25 protein-coding genes and 2 pseudogenes are annotated in these 25,477 nt (G+C 58.0%); 9 read left to right on the top strand and 18 right to left on the bottom strand.

The features are described 5' to 3' along the window. The first annotated feature begins 12 nt into the window (after positions 1–12). From XH85_RS47570 to XH85_RS47560, 3 genes are read left to right on the top strand one after another with little or no spacing between them, the layout of a single operon-like run. Positions 13–351, top strand: coding sequence for a hypothetical protein (locus XH85_RS47570; RefSeq protein ID WP_338025627.1), 339 nt, complete (start codon positions 13–15; stop codon positions 349–351). Next, a complete protein-coding gene (locus XH85_RS47565; protein ID WP_338025626.1) occupies positions 311–874 on the top strand; it encodes a HipA domain-containing protein in 564 nt (187 codons plus the stop codon). Before XH85_RS47570 ends, XH85_RS47565 begins: the two co-directional genes overlap by 41 nt. Then, on the top strand, positions 859–1,074 hold the full coding sequence (locus tag XH85_RS47560) for a hypothetical protein (RefSeq protein WP_338025624.1): 216 nt from the start codon (positions 859–861) through the stop codon (positions 1,072–1,074). The genes XH85_RS47565 and XH85_RS47560 overlap by 16 nt, the downstream gene beginning before the upstream one ends. A gap of 115 nt (positions 1,075–1,189) precedes the next feature. Here XH85_RS47560 and XH85_RS11965 read toward each other — a convergent pair whose 3' ends face one another. Both XH85_RS11965 and XH85_RS11960 read right to left on the bottom strand, forming a co-directional pair. Then, on the bottom strand, positions 1,190–1,711 hold the full coding sequence (locus XH85_RS11965) for a hypothetical protein (protein WP_164940921.1): 522 nt from the start codon (positions 1,709–1,711) through the stop codon (positions 1,190–1,192). Between the two features lie 575 nt (positions 1,712–2,286). After that, a protein-coding gene (locus XH85_RS11960; protein ID WP_128932010.1) for an IS3 family transposase occupies positions 2,287–3,473 on the bottom strand; the annotation gives its coding sequence in 2 pieces (ribosomal slippage) (positions 2,287–3,221 and positions 3,221–3,473; 1,188 coding nt in all). Between the two features lie 169 nt (positions 3,474–3,642). Here XH85_RS11960 and XH85_RS11950 point away from each other — a divergent pair. Next, positions 3,643–4,221, top strand: coding sequence for an anthranilate synthase component II (locus tag XH85_RS11950; RefSeq protein ID WP_128932008.1), 579 nt, complete (start codon positions 3,643–3,645; stop codon positions 4,219–4,221). Positions 4,222–4,342: 121 nt separating this feature from the next. Here the strand turns inward: XH85_RS11950 and XH85_RS11945 are convergent, their stop codons facing one another. Beyond that, complete coding sequence (locus tag XH85_RS11945; protein WP_128932007.1) at positions 4,343–4,498, bottom strand: DUF3551 domain-containing protein; 156 nt, start codon at positions 4,496–4,498, stop codon at positions 4,343–4,345. A gap of 747 nt (positions 4,499–5,245) precedes the next feature. On the opposite strand from XH85_RS11945, the gene XH85_RS11940 reads away from it, so the two are divergent. Then, entirely contained in the window at positions 5,246–6,931 is a 1,686-nt protein-coding gene (locus XH85_RS11940; RefSeq protein WP_128937227.1) for an MFS transporter, read from the top strand. Between the two features lie 1,471 nt (positions 6,932–8,402). Here the strand turns inward: XH85_RS11940 and XH85_RS11930 are convergent. From XH85_RS11930 to XH85_RS47550, 9 genes and pseudogenes are all read right to left on the bottom strand, one after another. Next, on the bottom strand, positions 8,403–8,945 hold the full coding sequence (locus XH85_RS11930; protein WP_128932006.1) for a GNAT family N-acetyltransferase: 543 nt from the start codon (positions 8,943–8,945) through the stop codon (positions 8,403–8,405). A gap of 701 nt (positions 8,946–9,646) precedes the next feature. Further along, entirely contained in the window at positions 9,647–9,982 is a 336-nt protein-coding gene (locus XH85_RS11925; RefSeq protein ID WP_128932005.1) for a hypothetical protein, read from the bottom strand. Between the two features lie 28 nt (positions 9,983–10,010). Next, complete coding sequence (locus XH85_RS11920; RefSeq protein WP_276486188.1) at positions 10,011–10,307, bottom strand: methyl-accepting chemotaxis protein; 297 nt, start codon at positions 10,305–10,307, stop codon at positions 10,011–10,013. A gap of 84 nt (positions 10,308–10,391) precedes the next feature. Further along, entirely contained in the window at positions 10,392–11,354 is a 963-nt protein-coding gene (locus XH85_RS11915) for a HAMP domain-containing protein (protein ID WP_128932003.1), read from the bottom strand. Next, positions 11,351–11,611, bottom strand: coding sequence for a hypothetical protein (locus XH85_RS11910; protein ID WP_128932002.1), 261 nt, complete (start codon positions 11,609–11,611; stop codon positions 11,351–11,353). Before XH85_RS11910 ends, XH85_RS11915 begins: the two co-directional genes overlap by 4 nt. A 1,006-nt stretch (positions 11,612–12,617) precedes the next feature. Beyond that, positions 12,618–14,396, bottom strand: coding sequence for an ABC transporter permease subunit (locus XH85_RS11905; protein WP_128932001.1), 1,779 nt, complete (start codon positions 14,394–14,396; stop codon positions 12,618–12,620). Positions 14,397–14,402: 6 nt separating this feature from the next. After that, positions 14,403–15,502, bottom strand: a pseudogene (locus tag XH85_RS11900) (ABC transporter ATP-binding protein). Positions 15,503–15,630: 128 nt separating this feature from the next. Continuing rightward, complete coding sequence (locus tag XH85_RS47555) at positions 15,631–16,041, bottom strand: extracellular solute-binding protein (protein ID WP_338025622.1); 411 nt, start codon at positions 16,039–16,041, stop codon at positions 15,631–15,633. Between the two features lie 83 nt (positions 16,042–16,124). Then, complete coding sequence (locus tag XH85_RS47550) at positions 16,125–16,736, bottom strand: extracellular solute-binding protein (RefSeq protein ID WP_338025621.1); 612 nt, start codon at positions 16,734–16,736, stop codon at positions 16,125–16,127. A 668-nt stretch (positions 16,737–17,404) separates the two neighbouring features. Here XH85_RS47550 and XH85_RS11890 point away from each other — a divergent pair. The 3 genes and pseudogenes from XH85_RS11890 (at position 17,405) to XH85_RS11880 (ending at position 20,508) form a co-directional block, all read left to right on the top strand. After that, a pseudogene (locus XH85_RS11890) lies at positions 17,405–18,719 on the top strand (acyclic terpene utilization AtuA family protein). Then, complete coding sequence (locus tag XH85_RS11885) at positions 18,706–19,014, top strand: AtuA-related protein (RefSeq protein WP_420837876.1); 309 nt, start codon at positions 18,706–18,708, stop codon at positions 19,012–19,014. The pseudogene XH85_RS11890 and the gene XH85_RS11885 overlap by 14 nt, the downstream one beginning before the upstream one ends. 309 nt (positions 19,015–19,323) lie before the next feature. After that, the gene (locus XH85_RS11880) at positions 19,324–20,508 is read left to right on the top strand and encodes a M24 family metallopeptidase (RefSeq protein WP_245474020.1); all 1,185 of its coding nucleotides are present in this window, start codon (positions 19,324–19,326) and stop codon (positions 20,506–20,508) included. Positions 20,509–20,618: 110 nt separating this feature from the next. Here the strand turns inward: XH85_RS11880 and XH85_RS11875 are convergent, their stop codons facing one another. Genes XH85_RS11875 through XH85_RS11860 form a run of 4 tightly spaced genes read right to left on the bottom strand, consistent with a single transcriptional unit; the run spans position 20,619 to position 21,906 of the window. Next, entirely contained in the window at positions 20,619–20,966 is a 348-nt protein-coding gene (locus XH85_RS11875) for a hypothetical protein (RefSeq protein WP_128931999.1), read from the bottom strand. Between the two features lie 48 nt (positions 20,967–21,014). Beyond that, a complete protein-coding gene (locus XH85_RS11870) occupies positions 21,015–21,281 on the bottom strand; it encodes a type 2 periplasmic-binding domain-containing protein (RefSeq protein WP_128931998.1) in 267 nt (88 codons plus the stop codon). Continuing rightward, positions 21,282–21,515, bottom strand: a complete 234-nt coding sequence (locus XH85_RS11865) for a type 2 periplasmic-binding domain-containing protein (protein ID WP_128931997.1) — start codon at positions 21,513–21,515, stop codon at positions 21,282–21,284. It lies immediately after the preceding gene. Between the two features lie 4 nt (positions 21,516–21,519). Further along, entirely contained in the window at positions 21,520–21,906 is a 387-nt protein-coding gene (locus XH85_RS11860) for a hypothetical protein (RefSeq protein ID WP_128931996.1), read from the bottom strand. A gap of 820 nt (positions 21,907–22,726) precedes the next feature. On the opposite strand from XH85_RS11860, the gene XH85_RS11855 reads away from it, so the two are divergent. Next, complete coding sequence (locus XH85_RS11855) at positions 22,727–23,641, top strand: SMP-30/gluconolactonase/LRE family protein (RefSeq protein ID WP_128931995.1); 915 nt, start codon at positions 22,727–22,729, stop codon at positions 23,639–23,641. A gap of 504 nt (positions 23,642–24,145) precedes the next feature. Here XH85_RS11855 and ehuD read toward each other — a convergent pair. Beyond that, entirely contained in the window at positions 24,146–24,805 is a 660-nt protein-coding gene (gene ehuD, locus XH85_RS11850) for an ectoine/hydroxyectoine ABC transporter permease subunit EhuD (protein ID WP_128931994.1), read from the bottom strand. Between the two features lie 7 nt (positions 24,806–24,812). After that, positions 24,813–25,463 (bottom strand): ectoine/hydroxyectoine ABC transporter permease subunit EhuC, encoded by a 651-nt coding sequence (gene ehuC, locus XH85_RS11845; RefSeq protein WP_128937225.1) that lies wholly within the window; start codon positions 25,461–25,463, stop codon positions 24,813–24,815. Between the last annotated feature and the right edge of the window lie 14 nt (positions 25,464–25,477).

Here is a 25,477-nt window from a genome sequence, read left to right as displayed (position 1 = left end):
TTTTCAGGCCTTTTGCCCGATGAAGGCGCCCGGCAGCGTCTCGCCGGCGCGCTTGGGATCTCCGCGGGAAATGCCTTCGGCCTCCTTGAAGTGATCGGCGGGGAATGCGCCAGCGCTTTGTCTCTCTATCCAGCCGGTCATGCCCCCGCCTCCTCCGAAGACGATGGGGTCGAAGCGCTGACGCCTGCCCGGCTCGAAGAAATTTTGGGCAAACTCCGTGAGCGCCCTCTCCTCGGCGGCGAGGAGGGCGTGCGGCTGTCGCTCGCCGGAGTGCAGGACAAGCTCGCTGTTTGCCTTGAGGGAGAGACAATTGGACTTGCCAAGGGGGGCGGCCGACCACGCACATTCTAAAGCCCTTCATCAGGCGCTGGAGGGCAGCGTCGAGAATGAACTCTTTTGTCTGCGCCTCGCTGCACGCCTAAAGCTGCCTGTGCCTGACGTCGAGATGCGCCGGCAGGGGGCTATTTCATTTCTTCTGATCGAACGGTACGACCGTTCAAGACACGACGACGGCACCATCTCACGCCTGCATCAGGAGGATTTCTGCCAGGCATTGAGCGTTCCTCCGGAGCTCAAGTACGAGGAGGAAGGAGGACCAGGGACCGAGCGTTCACTCGACCTTATCGATCGCGCCACAGCACGTCCGGCAGCCGACCGGTTGAATTTCATCCGCATGCTTATTTTCCACTATCTGGTCGGCAATGCCGATGCGCATGGGAAGAACTATGCTCTGCTTTATCGAGCGAAGTGCAGGACCTCGCCCCGCTTTATGACGTCCTCTGCACGGCCGCTTACCCGCGGCTGGCGAAAAAGCTCGCCATGGCCATTGGCGGGCGCTCAGTTCCGGATACGATTCAGTTGCAGCACTGGCTGACACTCGTTCCCGCAACACGCGGCGCGCAACGTCTGCTCATCAAGGACATCAAGGAATCGGCAGACAGGATCAGAAGCGCGGCCGACAACCTCCTGATGGAGCGGGAAGAGGCAGGCGCGACCCACGCTATTCTCAAGGCGATCCGGGCCGTCATTGAGACCCGCGCCTCTCATCTGCTGCGAATTACAGAGAAAGCCTGAAGGATAGCGCATCACTAGCGATGTTGATTGTGCGCTGGCACTCTTTTTAGACGCACAGAGCCATCAATGGAGCCATGGTCAAGGGCTCGCACGGCCAGTAGAGCCGTCTTCTGGATCAACGCTGGTCGGAGCCGGGCTCAGGAATCAGCGGCGCGCCCCCGATCGAGATTGGCCCTTCTGGTTTAGATGGTTGGACCACTCTCTTCGCTGGCCTCAAAGCGGGATGGGCGGCCGGCGGAGAAGGAGCCGGCAGCACAGAGGCAGGCACGGGTATATTCTGCAACGATTCGATCTTCGCGGTGAGCGCCGCGATCTGGTCCGCCATCCGTTTCAGATCGGCTTGCTGCGCACCGATATTGCGATTGAGCTCTGCAATTTCATCTCTCGCCTTTTGTTGCCCTGATCGAATCTCCGAGAGACCTTCCCTGTCTTCAGGTGGCAAGCCGGGCATTGAGGCAGGTTCACGCACCGACGATGTCGCGAAAACTGTCTCGATGCTAGTCCAATAGTAGGTTGCCCCGGCACACAGACCAAAGGAGATGACCACGATCGCGAGAACCCAGGAAAAACGTCGCGGGGATTTGTGCAAGACGGATGGTAACTCCGAGGCGTTCGCTTGATCAATCACATCCATCATCCTCAGCTTGCCATTCCCATTCATCGGCCTTTCTCGTTGACGTGATAACGGGCAACCGTCAAGAGCTGCGGTGAGGCACGGGTGCTGACCGCAATCTCGCCGGCAATCTCGCTATCGCCGCGTCAGCAATGGCATTGCGATGTAGCGAGTGGAGATCAGCACCTTTGTCGCGCAGCTGCAGGTGAAGCGCCCTTCTACATTCGGCACCATCGATCGACGATTTCGGTGAGAGCATCGTGAAAACGGGGCTTTAACGGATGAGGTCATGAGAAGTCCGCCTCACCCAAAATAATCGAGCATCGGCTCGGAGCTCGCCCCCCAGGGGCAAGCAGGGCCGCTGTGGCTCGAGGGACGCTGACTCCGCCGCGATCCAACCTGATTTCGCGCATATGCGCCGCATTCCGTTGCCGAATGCGAGATAAGAGCAGCGAACGTCGCCTCGAGTTATACCAAACTGCTGATCTAAGTTACTTTTTTAGCCAACTCTCTTGGGGCTTCAATATGAAGAGACTTCTGGGATTTTTGTTGATCGCTCAGTTTTTCTTGGTTTTCTCCGATGACCTGCCACTGCATTTTCATCCAGCGGCAGTTAGAGTCTCGGGGGTTTGTACGCCAAGTGGCGCGGATGGAGCAACGGACGATCGGCGGAGCTGATCGGGGTTGCGCAGCCGATCGTCCGTTGCGGTGAGGTGGGCGGCGTAGGCCGCGGGGGTCAGGTATTTCAGCGACGAGTGGGGACGCTGGAGATTGTAGTCGGCGACCCAGTTGGCGATCTTGGCGCGGGCGTCAACGAGATCGAAGAACAGGGTCTCGTTGAGTAGCTCATCGCGCATCCGGCCATTGAAACTCTCGACGAAGCCGTTCTGCATCGGCTTTCCCGGCGCAATGAAGTGCCAATCGATGGCTGCGTCCTTGCACCAAGCGAGCATGGCGTTGCAGGTGAATTCGGTGCCATGGTCGGACACGATCATTCCTGGCTTGCCGCGTCGCTCGACGATTGCCGTCAGTTCGCGGGCCACGCGCCGCCCCGAGATCGACGTCTCCGGAATGGCGCCCAGGCATTCCTTGGTGACGTCGTCGACGATGTTGAGGATGCGGAAGCGTCGGCCATTGGCGAACTGGTCGTGGACGAAGTCCAGCGACCAGCGCGCGTTGGGCCTCGCCTCGACCAGGATCGGGGCGCGGGTCCCCACGGCCTTGCGGCGAGCCCGCCGCTTGCGGACGGTGAGCCCTTCCTCGCGGTAAAGCCGGTAGATCCGGTTGATCCCCGAGGGCTCGCCCTCCCGCCGCAGCAGGACGAACAACCGGCGATAGCCGAAACGCCGCCGCTCGTTGGCGAGATCGCGCAATCGGCCACGCAGAACTGCGTTCGGCGGGCGGCTGAAGCGATAGCGGATCATCTTCCGATCCGCCCCCACAATCGAGCAGGCCCGCCGTTCCGACAGGCTCATGACGGCCTGCAGATGCGCGACCGCAGCGCGCTTGGCGGCGGGCCCTACCATTTTTTTGAAAGGAGCTCGCGAAGTGCGGCCGCATCGAGCATCTGCTCGGCCAGAAGCTTCTTCAGCTTCGCGTTCTCCTCTTCCAAGGCCCTCAGCCGCTTCGCTTCGGAAACGTCCATGCCGCCGAATTTGGCCTTCCAATTGTAGATCGTCGCCTCGGAAACACCGTGCTTGCGAGCCAGGTCGGCTGTCTTCGCCCCAGCCTCATGCTCCTTCAATACCGCGATAATCTGCTCTTCCGTGAACCTTGCTCGCTTCATCTGTCCGTCCTTCTTCGGGCCGGACTCTAACTCCTTCTGGAGGAAATTCGCAGTGGCAGGTCAGTAGCGGCATAACTGCGATGTCGAAGTCCGAGGCGGAATACGAGGAAACGCTTGCCAAGGCGCGGCGGATCTTTGACGCTTTTTGTGCCGATAAATCGGGTGCGTTTTGATCGTCATCATCGACAACTACGACTCGTTCGTCTTCAACATTGCACGCTATTTGCATAAACTCGGCGAAGGAACCCAAGTGATCCGGAACGACGCAGTGAGCGTCAGCGATGTGGTTAATTTGAAGCCGCGCGCAATTGTCATCTCTCCGGGTCCATGCACCCCAACGGAAGCCGGAATATCCAGTGCCGTTGTCCGCGAGCTGTCCGGTCGCATTCCAATTCTCGGAATTTGTCTCGGACACCAATGCATTGGGCACGTTTTCGGTGGGCGCGTGGCACGTGCACGTCGCCCTATGCACGGACGGTCCTCGTCGATAACGCATGATGGGCGAGGGCTGTTCAATGAACTCCCCTCCCCTCTTTCCGTTGGACGCTATCATTCTCTTGTTGTTGAGCTCAACGATGCACGCTCGCCGCATCTCAGGGTCACAGCACGTTCTGATGAAGGCGAGATTATGGCTCTCGCACATCGTTATCACCCAACCCATGGCGTGCAATTTCACCCGGAATCGATTCTAACGCAACAAGGGCACGTGCTGCTTATGAATTTCTTGCAGCTCGCAGAGACTTCCTGATCGTGGGGAAGACCGTGTCGCGCACGCAGCAGCCTCGCTGGGGCAAACGAAATAAGGGCTTTCTGTCAGTTTGATGGACCGAGGCAGACGGTTTAGATCGCGGGCCGCCAATCTTGTCCCTTCAGCGAGGTCCCCATCCATGTCGTTGGAACGCGTAGGTTGGGTTCATTTTACAATAGACGTCTGTGCCCGATACCATCATCAAGCATTGGGTGTAGGTCGAGAATTGGCAATTGCCCGGATATCCCCAGGTGCGCCCCCGTAGGCAATAGCGCATCAAACAACCGCTAAGTTGTCTGGCGGCCGACGAGGACGATCTCCGACCGTGTGCTATTCATGCCAGGGTCAGCGCCGCCTGATCGGAGGCCTGGATATCGAGACCAACACCTTCCAACTCGAGTCGCGAAGAAGATCACATGGTACGATTTGTGTACATGTGAGCGCTCGACGGATCCGGGTCAAGCGCTGTCGCGATGGGAGCTTCCCGGATCAAGGTCGGAGCGGTTGCCAGAGACCACTGGTTTGTCTGAAACGTGGTTGGGGTCGAAAGTGACAGAGCGGAGATGGTCGATCCCTGGGTCGATGTCACCGCTCTCGTTCGTTCAGCCACGTTTTCTGGATTCATCCAGAATGCGGTATCTCACCAAGGCGCGCCTCGGCATGCGCTTTTTCAGCGCATGACTGTACCACAACGCAAAAAATCTGCGTTGTGATGCCGTAGTCTGATTGTTCTTGAAGCGCTCAGCGCACCTCAGCGAAGAATGCGAATGACATCGAGTGCGTGATTGTCGAGCTCCGTAGGTTCTGCAATTGCGAGAAGGCGGGGATAGCTGCACGCGAAATTGCAGGGCCCGCCTAAGGCGTTTGTTGCTTAAAATGTTTCATAGTTGGGCGAGAGCCTTTATCTTTAAATTGATCCGCATGACCGGGCTTGACTTGCGGATGCCTGCCCGGAAGCGGAGCGTCGTAGACTTCGTTCTGGCGAATGGGCTGCTCCGTCGAGGGAGGCATGGCAGCGGCTGACATGACCGACGTACAAAAGCTCGAGACGCTTGGCGGCGATGGCATCACAGCGCCGCTCCGCCATGCTACTTTTCGCCGCGTCTGGCTCGCGGGTCTTCTCTCAAATATGGGCGCTCTGATTCGGAGCGTCGGCGCCGCATGGGCGATGACGCAGATGACGTCGTCGGCCGACATGGTCGCGCTAGTTCAGACTGCAGTTACGCTTCCGGTTATGTTGATGGCAATGCCTGCGGGCGCGATCGCCGATATGCATGATCGCCGAATCGTGTCCCTTATTTCTCTGGGAATTGCATTCGCCGGCGCTACTGCACTGACCGCATTTGCTTGGCTCGACATGGTTACGCCGATGCTATTGCTGGCCTTGTGCTTCGTGGTCGGGAGCGGCGTGGCGCTAATGGATCCAACGTGGCAATCGTCGATAAGTGAGCAGGTGCCACCCGATGCGCTGCCTGCTGCCGTCGCATTGAACGGTATGAGTTACAATATCGCGCGCAGCGTAGGACCTGCGCTCGGCGGCATCGTCGTTGCGACCGCTGGCGCTGTAGCGTCATTTGCACTGAACGCGCTGTTATATCTTCCGCTAATGGGGGCACTGTTTGTATGGAACCGCGTGGCGCAGCCTTCACGGCTGCCTCGCGAAAAATTCAATCGTGCCATTATCTCTGGGGTGCGTTACATCAACAATTCCCCGGCCATCAAGATCGTCTTGGTCCGCTCCATGGTGACCGGACTAATCGGCGGCTCGATCATCGCGTTGATGCCCATTGTGGCGCGAGATCTCCTGCATGGCGGCGCGCAGACCTATGGCCTTCTGCTGAGCGCTTTCGGCTTCGGTTCGGTAATCGGTGCACTCTACATTCCCGAAATGCGCAAGCGGCTAAGTGGGGAGGCGGCCATCCGGACCTGCTCGGTGTCGATGGGTTGCGCTCTCCTGGCTGTGGCGCTGAGCCGGGAGTCGATCTTGACCGCTGTTGCGCTGCTCCTGGCGGGGGCCGTGTGGACGATGGCTTGGGTGCTGTTCAACGTCGGTGTGCAGCTATCGGCGCCACGCTGGGTTGCCGGTCGATCCCTGGCAGCCTATCAGGCGGCCGGATCAGGAGGGGTTGCGATCGGTAGCTGGGGCTGGGGCAGCCTGGCTGATGTCGCCGGTGTGGAAGCGGCGCTCCTGATCTCCGCCGTCTTGATGCTGCTCTCTCCTTTGCTAGGGCTTTGGCTACCCATGCCGCGCGTTGGTGCGCGGGGTGAAGAGCCCGAACTGCTCGAGGATCCCGACGTGAAGTTGGCGCTGACCGGGAGGAGCGGCCCTCTGGTAGTCGAGATCGAATATCGAGTTGCGCAGGAGAATGCGAGGGCGTTCCACAACGCCATGCAGGCAGTCCAGCTGTTCCGACAGCGTAATGGTGCGTATGGGTGGTCGATCGCGCGCGACATCGCCGATCCGGACTCCTGGACGGAGCGCTATCACTGCCCCACCTGGTTCGACTACCTGCGCCAGCGAAACCGCGCGACGAGATCGGAACGTGCGCTGGAGAGCGAGGCGGCAGCTTTTCACGTCGGTCCCAATCCTGTGCGGGTACGTCGCATGCTGGAGCGACCGTTCGGATCAGTGCGCTGGCAGGAAGAGATTCCGGATCGCTCGGAGAACGATGTCTTGCTGCATGAGAGTAGCCCCGACAGGAGCCGATAGCGGCAGCTTGCTGGGAGCCGTCAAGTGCGAGACTGTTGTTCGATAGGTGTCGGCATTCGTCAGAGCACGCGAAGGTGCGTTGATTTGCTGGACTCAACGAAGCTGCATAGACTTGATGGCCGGCTGAGGACTTGGAGGCATAGCTTATCAGCTGCGGCTACCAGTCTTCTCAGCCGTCCTGAATCATGGCTCACTCTCGCTTTTTGAGCGCCACAGCCAAACAGATGAAGCGATCGCGTATCGGCACGACCTTTTCGACGAATCTTTCGACCGGTTGGGGCGAGAAGGAAAATGTGAGGGCAAAGCCGTCGCAAGCGCCACGCTTCGAGGTCGTCGGCGTGGAGGAAAAATTCGCCGCCGCCTCAGGGTTTAATCCGGTGGTGACGACGTCGTCGCAACGCTCCTACCACGTGCGGTCATTCCCGTCGCTCGCTGCCGAGCTCTCCGAGTGCCGGGGCCCGCCTGAGTGGCCGAACAGCGCATTGACCATGATCACATGCTTGAAAGTGACCGATGCTATGCTGTATGGTAATTCCGATTGCGCCATGGAACTGAATCGACTGATGGCCGATCGCCCTCACCGACCGGCCGATCTAAGTCACTCCTGCCGAAATCGCGCTCTTGCCCTCAATCGCGTCGCTTTCGCCTGCCATCATGACGGCGTACGTCGCCGGAGCGCGATTGCTTCAAGGTGGACAAACATAAAGACCGTCGCCCGGGTCGGAGCACGCGCGCCTCGAGCAACTCCGCTTCCAGAGTGAAATAAATGGTCACGATTGCTCCCAAATGTCAGGGGCGCACCACTAAGCGGGCGAATGGTCAGAGCCATTTTCATCGGACATGCGCCGAGCCAGTTATGGCCAGGCGCAGGTAGCTCTGGCGCAGCGGCACACGCGTTTGACGAGCCCGACGAGTTTGATGATGGCCCGATGCATCACCCGCGCATCAGTCGGATGCGCGACTACCTTCGGCTGCACTGTGCCATCAACGACTACCGCTCCAGGTCCTTGGGCCGATCGCGCCAGTCTTCTGCGCCACCGACACACTTTCCTGGACCAGCACGACGAAATCGGTCATCTAGGATGTTCCAGTCGATCAGCGGCGCCAACTGCGCCTGCGGTGACCCATGCCGATGATTTGATCGAGGGCCGGAAGCAGCAGGCCTTTCTGGAGAACATCGCGCAGTTTGCTCATCGCGTTCCCCAATGCCGATGACCCCGAGGTCAGGGAATCACGAATTGCCCAAAAGCAAACCTCAAAACCCAGGAAAGCGTGATCCAACACACCGCTTTCCTGCAAAATCCGATAACTTCTGCTTGCAAGCCGCTCCGCATTCTTCACGGACGATGAAAATAGCAACTGACACCGCACACGTGCAAGGACTGTGTAGCCACCAGCGGCACTGGTCGTAGAGGCAATGCTTCGGGCGCGGAGTTGGATCAACACGTTTGTTCTGAGAATAGTAGAGCCATCAACAACCGTGGCCCAACGATGCCAACTCAGAACCTAATCGCGAACGGGCCCTAGCAGTGGTGTGCTCTCTTGGACCGACTAGACGGCGCAAGGTAAACATGAGGCGCGGACCGATCTCTGCAAAGCCCGCCTTCAAATATAAGGCTGAGTTGGGGCTACGATTCCACATCGGTTGCTTGGGTGTTCCCACTTCAAGCTGGACCCAGCCTTTTTCCACGCCCAGGCTCACGGCACCCTCGATAAGGCGCATAGCGACTCCAGACGATCGCTGATCCGGTACGACGTAAAGCTCGGTGATGATGCCGTAAGTTCCTCGCGCAGAAAGGGAAGCGCTTCCCGACACCATAAGGATGCCGACGGGCCTTTCGTCAAGGAAGGCGAGATACCCGTAGACGCACTCATTCATGGCGAGAAGGTCGGCAACCAGCTCGGTCTTCACTCCCGCCTGCGATTGGCCGGCACCAAGCTCGGCAAACAGACTTTCTACCATGTGAGTCACCATTGTGGCGTCATCGATAGAGACTTTACGCGTGATCACCATGTCGCACCTCTCCATTTTCAACATACTACCAGTCCCAGTGTCCCAGGAGCGGCAGTTAGGTTACCGCAGTATCTGACTCAACGGATATGTCCCCACGTTGAAGCTTAGATGACGCCCCAGTTCCTTCCGCTCGGGCAGTAACGCAATCGTGTGGTCCCTATTGAAGTCTGTCAGGTGATCCGGGCAAAGCTTGCCAATCGCATCGGCCAGCCAACCGTCCCCGTACCTAGAGCAGCGAGCGCGGTAGACCAAGGAGCCGAGCGAAGTCCGACTGACGCGACCGCGCTGGGCCGAGAAGCAACACCTGATTCGTTCGCCAAAGCCGATCTTAGCGCGCACCATCAACAGCTTGCGTTGACCGGACGACATCCCATACTCGCGCAGCGGTTGGAAGACCACGCTCTTCAGCAGCCTGTCAACCGCGCACTCATCGACTCAACTCGCGCATTCGTTCAGGCCAAGACTGACGAATCCCGAGTTGCGTGCTCGCCGCGGCGCGTATAGTAGCCCGCCCCCTTAGAAATGAATTCGGTCAACAGCATGATGACGCCATCGTGCGACGCGGAGCCCTGTAGCGATCAGCGCTTTTCGATGATGCAATCCCAGTTCATTTACGATCATCTCTCGGCAGCAGATCGATTGCACCGAGTCTCTCAAAAAACGCCTGTTTACACCAGTCGATGAAGCACTATTTTTCCCTGCTATTGGAAAATCGGCTTTCTTAGAGTTGCAATCAACAGGTCGTTTGTTGTCCAACTGCGTGGCCGGCCTAAGCCGCTTGCACCCTGCTCAAGAAGTTGTCCAACTGTTGCTTTAGCCGAGAGCTTTCGTCCGACAGGCGTTCGGCAGACATCAGTAACGGAGGCATCACCGGTTTCATTCGCGCCATTGGTGACTTCGCGAACCCTCGAGGCCACAGCGCTGGTCTTTGTAGCGGCACTCTGCACATTAATTGCAACGCTCTTGCTCGTTGCTTCCTGCTCTTCGACCGACTCAGCCACGGTCTTGGCAATAGCCGAGATGTGCCCGATGATCACACCTATTTCATTAACGGCGGTCAGTGAGTCACTTGTTGCTGCCTGGCCTGATCTCCACTGTGGCCTGCGCAGTTTGTGTCGCTAGAGCTTTCACTTCTTGAGTTACAATCGCAAAGCCTTTGCCGAACTCGCCAGCGCGGGCAGCTTCGATCGTCGCGTTGAGCGCGAGCAGATTAATCTGCCGTGTGATCGCGACGATCAGCTCGACAACGTTATCGACACGGTCGGCTGCCATAGCCAAACTAGCCATGCGTTCATCGCTAAGTTCGACCTTACGCACGGCCTCGTATGCCATATTCGCGGACTTTTCGACCTGCGGACCAATATGGCGATAGTTCCTGCCATTTCGCCTGTCGCTGCCGCGATCCGTTGAACGTTGGTTGAGGCTTCCTCCGATGACGAGGCGACCTCAATCGATAGCTGACGACCGTTGTCGGCGGTACTGGTGAGGCTGCGAGCAGAGCCTTCCAGTTCCGATGATGCGGACGAGACGCTGTCGATGACTTTCCCGACAGCCATCTCGAACTCGTTTGCAAGTTGCTCGATTGCAGCCCTGCGCTGCCTGGCGGCAGTGCGGTCCCTGCTCAGCCTTGCGTTCGAGTTGGATGCGGGCCTCCTCGCTGGCTTTCAGCTTGATGAGTTCGACAGCTTCGGCCATCTCGCCGAGCTCATCTTCGCGGCCAACTCCCGGCAGAACAACATCCAACTGACCTTCCCCAAGCTGACGCATTGCCGCCGTCATGGAAGCGATTGTCTTGGTGATGCGCTGGCCGAACAGCAAAGCGAGAAAACCGGTGAGCAGCGTTGTAAGGCCGATCATCCATACGAGTTTTTGCCGAATGTCCTCCGCGCGTATTTTAGCGGCTTCTGAACGTGCGTCAGCGCCAGCCATGAGGTTCGCAAGGGCCGGGCGAACTCTGTCGTAGATCTGACCGAGATCCTCCACCTGGTCACTCAGCGTCTGCTTCGTGACCGAGAACGCCACAAAATTCGCTTTATAGGAGCGGATCAGTTCGAGGATCTGCGAAATTGCGTCGGCCGGCAGGCGGGACTGCTCGAGGGCGGTCTCGAATTCAGCCTCACGGTCTGTCAGCTGGTCGGCATATTTGTCGTCGTCTCGCAAGATGAAGTCCTTTTCGTGTCGGCGCATCAGCAGCAGCAAAACGGTGAGGCGTTGCTGGTTCTGCTCAAAAAGCCGTTGCTCGACATTGTGCACGGCTGTTCGCAGCTTGCCTTGAAAGCCCTCGTTTTCACTAAAACCGAGGTTGCGCTGCGCCGAGATCACGTTCTGAAAGCGCGTTGCATAGAGATTGATCACAGAACGCAGCGAGGTGGCTTGCTTTAGCAAGTCATCGTTCTGCAATGACGTCACAAACTTTTCGATTTGACTGAGCTCAGCGAGCTGGCGCTCTGGTTCTGTGCGTACCGAGCCAGGAACATCTCACTTGGCTTGTGAAGGAAGTCGCTCGTAATCTGGCGTGACTCCAGTAAGCTCTCAGACAGCGAGGCGACGTGGGCTTTGAACTGATTGCTGTTGTTCCAGTCGTCCTGGACCAGATTCGCATAGTGCACCGCGGCAACACAGATTCCACCCGTGATGGGAATTCCGCAGGTCCCGAGCAGCGCCATTTGGTTGCGCAATCCAATGCGGAAGCCTCGACCAAGTACCGATCGCTTTGCGCGTCTCGGTCGGCGCTCAGGCGCCATGCTGGTCATCTGCAATGGAGCGATCATCGAAATGAGCGCGCGGGTTAGCTAGTCCAGATTGATTGCGAAAATCTGAACTCGCACTCTCTGTTGTAGGTGGCCGTCTAGAGCATGTCTTCACGCGTAGCTGTCGGCTAGCAACTCAATCTCGTTCACGTTTGACACATAACCGTCACCCATTGGCGTCGTCAGAGTATGGAGTGAGCACCGACAGTGACAACGCGCATAAATCGATGCTTGTGCGCACAAAAAAGGCGTATCACGCCTGAAGATCGCAGCCCTCCATTGCCTGAACCGGGCTACGTGAGGAGATGCTCACGGGCGATCCGAGAGAGCACTCCCGACCTTGGGCGCTCTCGCAGGTGTAGAGCGATCGTCATTCGATCTTGACGCTGATCCGCTGGTCCCTTGGGGCGTTTCCTCCCTGACTTGGCCGCGTGAACTTCACGCGGCCATTTTTCTGTATGTGCCTCCGACGTTCATTATTCGAAGAAGACTGGGTATGGGTGGGCAGGCAAGGCGATTCGGAGTGTCTGTCGTAGACTCCCGCAAAAGCACCTCAGGGTATCGGCTCATCACGGGCACACAATGGCGGGGCTCGAAACCGGTCGCGATCTGCGAATAGAAGCACTTAGCAGGGTTTGGTCGCGCGCGCAGCGGCAGAGCGTCCGATTGACAAGGCCGAGCGCGCCGCGTTGCGGGCACGTAGATGACAACGGGCCACGTTTGGGTCGTTCTATTCGCAATCGCACCGCGCGATTTCGACAGGAGCTGCGCTGCGGATTGTCCGGCGCGCACGCGAATGGATGTGGGTAGATCCGGTACTGCAAAGCTCTCTCTTGCTGTCGAACAGGGCTTCGTGCGCTCAAGGAGCGTGAGTATTCGAGCACTGCTGGTGCGGTCCGGATGATGCTGCTTGCTTGGCGCTTCACGCAATCGGGTTAACAGGCGCTCCGTGGAGTTTAAGTCGTGACCGCCACCAGGTGACGTACAGGGCGACCAACCAAAGGATGGGCAGGAGCGTCAACAGTGCTCCCACTGCGGCGATCGTTGGATCGATCTGCTGGTTGATATTCTCCCACATTTTCAGCGGAAGTGTACGGATGGAAAAGCCACTGACGAAAGATGTAACAACCACCTCATCGAACGAAGCAAAGAAGGCGAACACGGCGCCGGCGATGATGCCCGGTCGGATCAAAGGAAGCGTAACTCTCAGGAAGGTCCGTACTGGCCCTGCCCGCATACTTTTTGCCGCCTGTTCGAGCCGCCGATCGAAGGTTGCCAGAGTTGCCGTGACGATCACGACAGCATAGGCGATGGCGCTGATGCTATGAGCAAGCACGATGCCGAGTTTCGAACCGATTAGCCCATGATTGATCAGCCCGAGATAGGCCGCAACACCAACGACGATGACCGGAACAATGATGGGCGCAAGGAGAAGCATGGTCAGGAAGCTTCGCAGCCACGCAGAGCAACGGCTCAGGCCATAGGCCGCAAGCGTTCCAATGACCGTGGAGAGGATGGTAACGGCCACTCCGATCTGAATGCTGTTCCAGAATGCGCCGGTCCACGACGGATCGCCAAAGAAAGCGTGATACCACTGCAGGGAAAAGCCGGGCGGTGGGAATTGTAGAAATGCCCCTGCACTGAATGACATGATGATCACGACCAGGCCCGGAAACAGCAGGAAGGTCATCACCAGGAGAACAAAGATTGAGCCGCCGATTGGCGGCAAGCGGCTATCGCCAGCAGTCAGGTACAGCTGCGCCGCCCAGCGTTTTGCGAGATAAGACATAGCGAGCTCATTGAGCTGTCGCCAAAGCGCGCCCACGGCTGACGGTCGGCTCACCCGAGACCTAAGCAATGACCGCTTCGTGCGGTCCTGCGTACCGGAAACGTCAAGCCCGAAAATGGATAGCAGGACGAGGGCGATGGCCAGGAGAATAAACGCGGCGGCTGCTATGGGCGCCAAATTGAGCGAGCTTGCGATCTGAGAGGCGATGAAGTTCGAAAGCATAGCGTCCGGCAGCTCGCCGAGGGCTTGCGGCGTGATGTAGAAGCCGAGGCACACCACAAAGACCAGCAGCATCCCACTGCGAACACCGGGCAGGCTGAGCGAAACGAAGACTCGCCAGAAGGCGGCAAAGGGGCGTGCCCCCATGCTGCGAGCTGCCGCCAGCAATGATTTGTCGATGCCTTGCATGACGCTGAGCAGCGGCAAAATCATGATGGGCAACATGATGTGCACCATCCCGATATAGACAGCCAGGCGGTTATAGAGAAGCGGGAGCGGATGTGAGATCAGCCCCAGATCAAGCAGTAGATTATTGATAAGGCCGTGGTCGCCCAGGATCACGGTCCATGCGTATGTGCGCACCAGACCGCTGGTGAGCCAGGGAATGAAGACAAGCACGGTAAGCGCTATGCGCACAGGCTTCGAGGCCATCACAATCAGATAAGCTGTCGGATAACCGATGATGAGGCATATCACCGTGGCCACCACGCCCATCTTGATGGTCTGGTAGAGAACGAAGACATTTCCCTGCTGTTTGAAAAAAGCTTGATAGTTGGCAAGCGATAGGAACGGCGCGTTGAGGCTGGTCAGCAACAGCTGAAGGAGGGGTATGCCGAAGACGACGAGCAGAATAGCCATGGCGGGGGCCGTGAGCCCAACCGGCATCCGCAAGTGTCTCTGAAGTGCATCCATCGCTGTTTACTGCTCGCTGTCGCAGTCCGCGACAAAGCGGACGTCCGATCTTAGCCAGTCGAGCCGTACCTCTTCGCCGGGCGGGAAAGTTCGCTGTCCTGCGCAACATGCTCGCGCGCGATGACCAGGCTGCTACCGACGCGCACTTGGTACTTCCGTAGAGGGCGGGCGAATATCATGTCGTCCACTTGTCCGATCACGGACTGGCGCTGGTCCGCATCGGCAGGATGAGGATCTGCAGGGGCGCCGATGCGGATACGCTCGGGCCGGATCGTGGCAACGGTGCCAAGGGGCTGAGCGGAATCGGAGGCAGTCTCGAAATCGGAACGCGTGAGGATGTTGGCCTCGCCCAAAAACGTCGCCACGAAGCGCGTCGTCGGCCGGTCATAGAGAGCTTCGGGTGTACCGGTCTGCTCGATCCGTCCGGCACGCATAACGACGATGCGATCCGATAGGGTGAGCGCCTCCTCCTGATCGTGCGTTACGCAAATGGTTGTCTTTCCGAATTCCCTGTGCAGACTTTTGATTTCGACCTGCATTTGCTCGCGGAGGTTACGATCGAGCGCGCCGAGCGGCTCATCGAGCAAAAGGATCGGCGGATCGGCGATCAGCGCCCGGGCAAGCGCCACGCGCTGCTGCTGCCCGCCGCTCAATTGCGCCGGCATTCGGTCGCCGAGCTCCTTGAGGTAGACCCGCTCGAGCATACGGTCGACCAATGCGATCCTTTCGGAGCCTTTCATGCCGCGCATTTCGAGTGGAAATTCCAGGTTTCGGCGCACGGTGAAATGGGGAAATGGTGCGTAGTTTTGAAAGACGATACCTTGGTCGCGCCGGTAAGAAGGGACCGCAGCGATGGACTTCCCGGAGATGAGGGTGTCTCCCTTACTAGGTGACACAAATCCGGCAAGAAGCATCAGGGCTGTGGTCTTGCCTGAACCACTTGGACCGAGAATGGTCAGGAATTCGCCACGACGAACGGTGAGCGACAAGTCATTGACCGCTGTGACGCTCCCGTACGTCTTGGTGACGTGACGGAATTCAATTTCCGAGGAAGCAGAGCGTTCATCCAGCGTGGCGGGCTGCGCAACTGGCGTTGTGCTTGTCACACGTATAGTCAAAGTTGACACTCCAGGAGCTAGATTGCGACGAACGGGAGTGCCGTGCACTGCTATTGCGGCCCCGGCGAGCTGTCGGGCTCATCTTTCGCAATGAACCGATGTAAAAGGCAGCGAGATCAGCGGACAATCCAGCCGTTCCAGCGCTGGATAAGCTGCTGGTAGTTCGACGAACCGTCCGATCCCCTTTCAGCGTACCAGCCCCCATTCAGAGGGAAGCTGCTCGAAATGTAGTCCGGGTCTGTAGCGAGTTTGCGTGCGACCGTCTCCGGTATCATCGCATAAGCGTTGCGGTTGCTCGGAGCTTGCGCAAACAGCTGGGCGAAGGCCGCCTGTCGGTCGGCGCGGCCGGTAAATTCAATGAACTTTTGGGCGTTGTGCGCGTTCGGGCTACCTTTTGGAATGATCCAATAGTCCCAGGTCAACTTCGCCTGGTTCCGATTGATTTCGATCGGCTCGCCTTGATCAATCAGGGAAAGTGCCCGCCCGTCATAAGGCAGCGCAATATCAGCAACTCCATCGCGCATCATCTGCAGGATCTCGGCCCCGCTGGTTCACCATTTGCGAACGTGCGGCTTGATCTTGTCGAGGCTTGCAAAGACGCGGTCGATGTCTATCGGATAGAGCGCGCCTTTGCGACACCGTCTGCCATAAGAGCTTCCTCCCAAGGCGTCGGGAATCCATATTGCCCACTCGGAAGCGCGCGGGTACCGGGAAACTTGGCAATATCCCAGAACTCAGCCCAATTGGCGGGACGAGGCTTATCGGCTGGGAATTTCCTGGTGTTGTAAACCATGTTCAGAGAGTAGATGTAGCTGCCGAAGCCGAAGGGGTGCTTGCAGTAGCCCGCGAGTCCCTCGAGCTCTCGCGGATTGTGAATCGAGTAGTCGATCTTCTCGAGATAAGCGTCCGCAACCAGACTGAGCGCGCTGGACTGGCTTATGAGAATGGTATCGATCGTGACGGTGTTCGTTTTCACCATCAGTCCGACTTGCGCCGCTCTAATATCCTGATAAAGAGGCGTCACGTTGATTGCGGTCTCAGCTGCGAACGGCTTCATAAAGGCGTTCATAACGGCATCGCCGAAATTGCCGGCCGGCATATTCAGCCTTAGATCGCCCGGTGACGCGGCCGACAACCGGCTGGCTGGGGAAGACAGGACACCGGCCGCGATAGCGGACGTTGTCGCTTGCACAAAACGCCTGCGGTTCACCCAGCGCTTCACGTGGGTCTTGACTCCGATGCAACCGAAGCTGCTTGTTCCCTCAGGCAAACGCTAGCGGGTCCTCAACTCGAATTCCTCCGATCTATCGCTCACATTCGCCGAAATCCTGCGAGTCCTGCACGATTGCGGAGCTTTCAGGCGCACGTTATCGGCGGTTATCCCTTGTCTGATTTGCACACAGGCGATCACCCTCAACTGGTCCTGCTGGAGGCGCGACGAGCAGGAAGCCCTCAAAAACAGGAAGGTCGCGGAGGCGCAGCGCGGCGCGGTATCAAACGGGGAGCGAAGCAGCAAACAAGCCTTGTCCGCTGCGGGCAACTGCAACGACGCAAACTGGAGAGAAGCTTGTTCTCTGCGAGCTCTTGAGCAACGATGTATCCCCGTCCGGGAAGCCGCGGGAGGGCCAGCAAGAAGGCGCCGAAAAATCGCGGGTAGCGCTTTCGTCGCGCTATCTCCAGGCGGGCTTGATAAACAAGGTGGTCAAGTCTCTTGGGAAGAATGGGTTGCGCTCACCTAACAAGTCGACACAGTCGTCACGCACGACGTGTCGAACTTGCAAAATCGAGTGCACGACAGCGGGATCAGCAACCGAATGAACGGTGCCGGACGCCATGGTCGAAGATCTATGCGAAACCGGCACGTATCAAAGCTACGCCGAAAGGGCCGCCATGAAGACTATTCGCCTGGGCTGTGGAGCCGGCTTTTCGGGGAACCGAATCGAGCCGGCCATTGAACTCGCAGAGAAAGGCAAGCTGCCGAGCGAACCATAGCGCTGGCCCAGCAGGCACGCCTGAAGGATCCGTCGGCGGTTACGATCCGCTGCTGCAGGCACGCTTCAAGGCGGTGTTGCCTGCAGCCGTCAGGCAGGGCACGAAGATCATAACCAACATGGGAGCGGCCAATCCAAGCGCAGCACGAAAGGTTGCGGCGCTTGCGAAGCACTTGGGTCTAGCCGACCTCAAGATTGCGGCCGTTGAGGGAGATGATGTCCTTAAGAGCATCATAGGCGAGCAGTTTCCGTTGATCGATCGCCAGGGCCATCTTTCTAATATCTCAGATCGTGTCGTATCGGCCAAAGCATATCTTGGGGCGACGCCGATCGTCGAGGCGCTGGCGAGTGGCGCGAACGTCGTGATTACCGGCCGCACCAGTGATACGTCTCTTTTTGCGGGCCCGTTGCTACACGAATTTGGTTGGGGCATGGATGATTGGGATCGCCTTGGACAGGCGACTTTTGATAGGGCATCTACTCGAGTGCGCCGGTCAAGTGACCGGAGGCTGTTTTGCCGATCCTGGATATAAGGACGTACGTAACCTTGCACGCATAGGCTTTCCTCTCGCGGAATCCCGCGAGGACGGCACCGCGATTATCACGAAGGTCGAGGGTAGTGGTGGCGAGGTCAATCTGAGGACCTGCAAGGAGCATTTGCTTTATGAAGTGCACGATCCAGCGCGCTATTTTCAGCCTGATGTTGTTGCAGACTTCAGCGGGGTGAACTTGGAGGAAGTCGGGCGCGATCGCGTTGCCGTCACCGGAGGTAAGGGCCATCCAAAGACGGACACCCTGAAAGTGACAATAGGGTACCGGGACGGCTTCATTGGTGAGGGGCAAATCTCCTACGCTGGACCGGGTGCAAGGGCGCGCGCAGAGCTCGCGCTGGAGATCGTCGAAGAGCGGCTGAAGATCATCGGCGTGCACGTCGACGAGCTTCGATTGGATATGATCGGTGTCAATGCCGTCCATCGAGGCGCTTTCCGTGGCGGGCCGCATGCGGAGGCACAGGACGTGCGCATCCGGGTCGCGGGACGGACGCAGTCCATGGACGAGGCGATCCGTATCGGAAACGAAGTGGAATCGTTGTGGCTCAGTGACCCGCCGGCGGTGGCGGTGCTACGAAATTCGCCAAGGAGGTTATTGCGGCCGCGTCAATCCTTGTGCCGCGTACCCTGGTGCAGCCGAGCATCTCTTATGAGGTTGTGTGAGATGAAGTTGCGAGAACTCGCCCATGCCAGAGCAGGCGACAAGGGCAACACATCCAACATCTCGGTCATCGCGTTTGAACCGGGTGACTACGCCTTTCTCGTCGGACACGTCACTGCGGAAAGGGTGAAACGCCATTTTGCCGACATCGTTACCGGCAAAGTTGAGCGATATGAATTGCCCGCTCTCGGAGCACTGAATTTCGTGCTGCACGGTGCACTTGGCGGGGGAGTTACGCGTTCGCTGTCTCTCGACGGGCATGGAAAGGTCGCTATCGTCCTCGTTGCTCGAACTTGAACTGCCAGATCACCAGCATTCGCCGAACCGATAGGGCTTCGATGCAGGTGACAGCACCCAGCGCACCCTCTTTTCGACGTTCGTCGTGCTACATAAGTACGATAGTGGGCTGCGCGCGTGCCGCAGGTTCTCACGACGAGGCGAAACGTCGTACCGCAGTATTTCTGCGAATATTCACAAATATTTGCAGAATTTATGCGCATAGTCCACATTCTCGAGTGAAATTAATACAAAACACGGGATAAGGCTGTAATTCCAATATCTGGGTTTTTGGGACTTCACGGCGGCGGTGCCGTACCAGCGAGGGCGATGGAATTGAAACGGGAACTGCATTTCGAAAAGAGCGAATTCGCCGCCCGCCTTGATGCGGTGAAACGGGAAATGGGCAAGAGAGGTATCGATGTTCTGCTTATCTCTGAACCGCCAAACATGAACTATCTGACGGGCTACGATGCGTATTCCTACTATGTCCCGCAGTTCGTCATCGTGTCTTTGAAGAGAGAGCAGCCAGTTTGGATTGGCCGTTTCATGGACCGCGTATCCGCGGTTATGACGACTTACCTCGATGAGGATAATATTCGGGCTTATGAGGACAAGTACGTCCATTCCGCCAGCTTCTCCGCGTACGACGTTATCGCTGAGACAGTCAGGGAAGTTGGAGGTGAGAAAGGGCGTATCGGCGTCGAAATGGGCGGATACTACTATTCCGCGCGTGCACACGCCGATTTTGCACGTGCGCTCCCCTTGGCGCAATTCGTCGATGCGGATCTGCTTGTCAACTGGATCCGCGTTGTAAAGAGCCCGGCGGAAATCGCGCTCATGCGTCAAGCGGGAAAGATCGCTGACGCCATGATGGCTAAGGCGATTGACGCGGTTGCACCAAGCGTTCGCGAATGCGACATCGCGGCTGCTGTCTACTATCAGATGGCGGCTGGTACGCCTGAGTTCGGCGGATCCTACGGCTGCGCCCCGCCGATGCTTTGCGTGGCCGAGCGGGCCATCGCGCCCCATGCTGCGTGGACGGACAAGCCGCTTCCGGAGTCGACAACTCTCAATCTTGAGTTGTTCGGAAACCGGTTGCGCTATCAGGTTAATCTCAGCCGCTCGATCTCAGTCGGCAAACCGAAACCCGGCTTCCAGAACCTGTCCGAAATTGCCGTCGAAGCGATGAACGCTGCCCTCGAGTATGTCGAGCCTGGTCGGAAATGCTCAGACGTGGCCGAGGTGTTCCGCAAATCCCTAGCGCGGCATGGTCTCGAAAAAGAAGCGAGACTCGGCTATTCGATCGGTCTGGGCTATCCGCCGGGCGCAGTGGAACGCACGGCCAGTCTGCGGAAGGGAGATGACACAATTCTCCGCCCCGGCATGTGCTTTCATATGATGCCAGGACTTTGGCTGGATGACGTTGGCATTACAATCACTCAGTCGTTCACAGTGACCGACAAAGGCCACGAGCCGTTATCATCGACGCCGCGCAAGCTGTTTGTCAAATAAGCAACTCGGCAGAATGCCGGCCGTAGATGGTGCTGCGGCCCGTATCAGTTGGGATGATCGGTGACGGACACGTCGGCGAGATAGGCAAGCGGGTCGACATCGTTGAGCTTTTAGGTCTCGGCCGGGAGGCGATGACCGCCCGGTGTTCGGGCGAACGACCTCACAATCGTCCAAGAGCTATCGTCAAGGTAGTCTGCGTTGGTCTTTTCATCCGTGCGCTTGGCGACGAGCCAGGCAGAGTCCTCAACGATAGCCTTCGAAGCGTTCTCCGGGTTCACGGCGAGAAGCTGAGTCAAGTCGGCTGGCAGGTGCTTGAGCTGGTTTGTGTTTGGACCTGGGTAGCCGGTAGCGAGTGTCCACCCGGCCGCAATCTCCGCGCGGTTTAAGAATGCAATCAGCTTCTGCGCGTTCGCTGTGTTGGGGCCACCCTTAAGCACGGTTGCGTAGGTGTGGCTCACGTACCTCCCACGTAAATTTGATCTGCGCGCCCTGGCCGATCGCGCTGATCAACCGGCCATCGAACGCGCGGTCATCGCATATTCACGGTTGATCAGGAGTTGAGGCGCTTCGCCCCCGGCCGTCCACCACTTTGTCACATGCGGCCTGATTTCGTTGAGCTTTTCGAATGCGCGATCAATCTTGTCGTCGGTCAGCCGCCAGATATCCCTGTGTGCGACACCCGCGGCAAGGAGCGCAAACTGGAGGGCGTGCTTACCAACGACAGCAAAGAGGCCCCGCGGCCCTGGGAATGTCTTGACGTCCCAGAAATCCACCTAGTTTTCCGGACCGCCCTTCGGAAAGGCGCGTTGATCATAAGCGAGCACTTCCGCCGACGCGAGTACCACGACCGCCTCTTTGAGACGAGTGTGCGGCGGCGTGCCGTCTAACGACTCTTGATCCCAGAGGCTATAATCGACGGGGACGAACATGCCAGCTTCTTGCATTGCTGGATAGTTCTGTGCCTCGATACAAGCAATGTCCCAATCAATGCGGCCGGCCTGATTCATCGCCTTAACCTGGGGCTCGACGTCGGCGTTGACACCACATCGAACGTATTCCTGTCGCCTTCGTGAACGGTTCATAGACGTATCGCCGAACGCCCTCCGTGAAAGAGCCGCCATAGCTGAAAACAACGCCTTCGCCGCTGCCGGCAAGTTTTTCTTGCGCCCAGGCGTTGGTCGCCTTAGCGGCGAATGGTATGCGCAGCAACCCTGCCGCCGACTTAACTAATGAGCGCCGGCTCAGGGCATAGCGTGGATGGCTCGCGGCGGTTTCGTCATAAGGCCCCTCCCCTAAAGTAAAACTACCTCCTTTGCGCGCATCGTCCGATACCATCGAAGGTGTGCGCATACGTTCGCGGTCTCGACGCAGCGTCTGAAGGGCTGCAAAGGTCGTCACTTACAGCTCGTCTGGTGCATCTCAGGCGAACATGGTAGCTCGCGAGTTAAGGTCGTCACTTACAGCTCGTCTGGTGCATCTCAGGCGAACATGGTAGCTCGCGAGTTGCGGCAAGCCCAAATCTGCTTGATGAAGATCTAAGATTGAAGTGCCCCAGCGAGAGGCATTGGGAAACTGCGCGCGCGACAATCGCGCAACAGGCGGCTTTGAGCACACAGCGAGCTCATCGTTTCCTCCCCGGCGTTTTGATTTTCAGACGCCAGTCGACCCTGTCTGTAAACGTTAGCTGGTCATAACGCCCAATTTAGCTAATTAGCGCGCTCCTCTAGGTGAAATCCTGCGCCAATTCAGCCCGTGCGAAGTTTTCATATCACTAGGGATGGGTGTCGGGGAGCCTGCAGGCGCTTATCAAGGATGGCGTCCTCATTCATCGTTCGAGGACGGCTGCCGCACCTTGCCAGGCTCGTCGGAGTTCAAGCCGACCGAGGGCGCATCGTCTCTGGCCGGTGACTTCTCCAGCTGAGAGGATCCTGGCAGCCGACACGAATCGTATTGGAGGGGTTGACCTATCGCAATCGGCACTCAATCGAGGTGTATCGTTCGAACCATAGATGAAAGACTGCATTCAAAACGGCATTTCCTCCAATAGCTGCGTCGAAGGATCGCACTATGCCGCAAAGCACTACCTAGACTTGAACTACATTCAGTAACCCCAACCAGACAGAGTTCACAGCCTCACTCGGCTTCGGGGGGCAACTGATCGCGCTGCTAGCAACGAGAGATGTCCGCCAGGGGATATGGCAATTCCGGGGGAAAGCCCATGCCGGCTGCACACTACGAGGTCCTCGATCCGCGCTTCAATCGCCTGTTCAGCGACAACGCCCAGGTTGATAAGTTGTTCACCGGCTGTCGCTGGGCGGAAGGGCCTGCGTGGTTCGGGGCGGGGCGCTATGTCGTGTGGTCCGACATCCCCAACGATCGCTTGCTACGCTACGATGAGAGCGACGGCTCGATAAGCGTCTTTCGCCAGCCATGCGGCCATGCAAATGGCAACACGGTAGACCGGCAGGGGCGGCTGGTCACCTGCGAGCATTCCGCTCGGCGCGTGAGCCGGACAGAGTTCGACGGCAGGGTCATCACGATTGCTGACCGCTGGCAGGGCAAGCGGCTGAATTCGCCCAACGATGTCTTGGTGAAATCCGACGGTTCGATCTGGTTCACAGATCCGGCCTACGGCATCGACAGCGACTACGACGGTGAGAAGGCCGAAAGCGAGATCGGCGCCTGCTACGTGTACCGCGTCGATGCGGGTAGCGGCGCGGTTGAGGCGGTGGTGACCGACATGGTGCGGCCAAACGGCCTCGCGTTCTCGCTAGATGAGAGCAAGCTCTATGTCGTCGATTCCGGCCGCACGCATGGTCCCGAAAACCCGGCGCATATCCGCGTCTTCGACATCGTGGACGGCAAAAAGCTGCGGGGGGGTAACGTGTTCGCCGACTGCACAGTTGGATTGTTCGACGGCTTCCGGCTGGACGACGCGGGACGTATCTGGACCAGCGCGAGCGACGGCATCCACTGCTACGACCCCGACGGGACGCTCATCGGGAAGATCAGAGTGCCGGAGGAGGTGGCGAACTGTGTGTTCGGCGGTATCAAGCGTAATGTCCTCTATATCTGCGGCACCACTTCTCTCTATTCGGTACGCTTGGCGGTGAACGGCGCCAAGACCTATTGATACGGCCAAGGGGGAAGACCATGCCGATCGCCGGCGAAGTTCCACGTGTGTGGCCGTCGCCCTTGAAGCCGGCGGGATGACCGAACAGCCGCGCCCCCCGTTGCCTAGACATAATAGGCGATGCCTAGCGAATCGAAGCCGGCCTAGGGCCTGTCGTCGGCGGCATAGGCCCAGAGTTGGCCGGTCTTGGTGCGCCCTCGACCGGGATCGAGCACGACCAGCGTCTCCGCGACGATCCGAGCCTTATCGTCCTTCGAGAACCACGTCGACCGATCTCAGTCATCATCTCCAGCCGACGCGGCGATACGTCCAACTTAAGCGTGTGGTCAAGCATAGATCCTTTCAGGAGATCGTGGACCTCGCCTATGCTATGCGCCGCCAGAACGGTGGCCAAAGGCTTACTACAATGCAGCACAACCGACGGAATGTCGAAAGACGCTCCTGATCTTACCCAGCCGAGTCCTAGTCAGAACAAGCTGAAGGTCCAAGCTCGATTAGTGCTGTCTATGCTGCATAGCGATTGAATCTCTTTTCAAGCAGCTTGATCCCCGCCGCCGAGGTGAGGCTTGCAGCCAGATATCCGAGCGCCACGATCGTGATCGGCTCGAGGTAGCGATAATTATAGTCAGCCTCAGCCATAGCGGATCCCATGAATTCAAGGACCGTGATGGCCGAAAGAAGCGCGCTTTCCTTGAACATGGCGATCAGGTAATTGCCGAGCGGAGCAATCATCGGAGGAATTGCTTGAGGGAGTATGACGTGTATCCACGCTTGTGCACGCGTGAGGTTGCATGCTTTTGCTGCTTCCCACTGGCCAACGGATACATTGTCGATGCCGGCTCGGTAAACCTCGGAGATGTAAGCCGCATTGTGCGTGGCAAGGCCAATAATCCCCGCCGTCAATGGTGAGAGCAGGATCCCAAGATCAGGCAGCACGTAGAATAAAAAATACAACTGAACGAGCAGTGGTGTGCGTCTGATGCCTTCCGACAGAAGCTGCACGGTCTTTCCCACCGGCTTGACCGAAGACATCCTGGCCAAGGTAAAGATCAGTCCGAGCGCGAGAGCAGCGGCGTAAGAGACGAGCGTGACGAGAATCGTCACTCTAAATCCCTGGATGAGGTTGGGCGCGATTTCAGCGACGAATTTCCAGCTCCAATTCATGTCTGCCTCATCCGCCCACTTTGATGATTCCGCGGCCGAACCTGCGTTCTAGCCAACGGACCACAGCCATGATCAACGAGGCAATGGCCAGATAGCTGATCAAAATGAGTATGAAGGGGAATGCGGTTTCTCCCGTGTGAGCTCGCACGGTCTGCGCTTGAAACGTAAGCTCAGGGACTGAGATTAACGAGGCTGCCGCCGTACCTTTCATAATCTCTATCGCGATGTTGCCGAAGCTTGGCAACATAATCACAAAGGCTTGCGGCAAGATGATCCAGCGCATCGTTTGCCAACGTGTTAAATTTACCGCAATCGAAGCTTCTCGTTGATCTCGCCCGACAGCCAAGATGGCTGACCGGACGACTTCGGCGGCATAAGCTCCGCCGTTGAAGCCAAGGGCCAGGGTGCCCGCGACGACAGGGCTAAGTTTTAGGCCAAGAAGAGGGAGTACATAGTAAGCGACGAACAATTGTACAAAAACGGATGTACCGCGAAATACCTCAACATAGATGCGAGAGCTGGCGCGTACCAAGAACCGTTTGGATAGCAATGCGATGCCGGAGGCAAATGAGACAAGCAGTGCAAGCGCGCAGCTCAACACTGTGATCGAAATAGTCGACCCCGCTCCCTTCAGGATGAACCACCAGTACTCCGTCATCGCCTTGCCCCCAT

The sequence above is a fragment of the Bradyrhizobium zhanjiangense genome (assembly GCF_004114935.1).
Lineage (GTDB): Bacteria > Pseudomonadota > Alphaproteobacteria > Rhizobiales > Xanthobacteraceae > Bradyrhizobium > Bradyrhizobium zhanjiangense.
The sequence above is the reverse complement of the archived record's forward strand: the minus strand, read 5'-3'. Positions and strand labels throughout refer to the sequence as shown.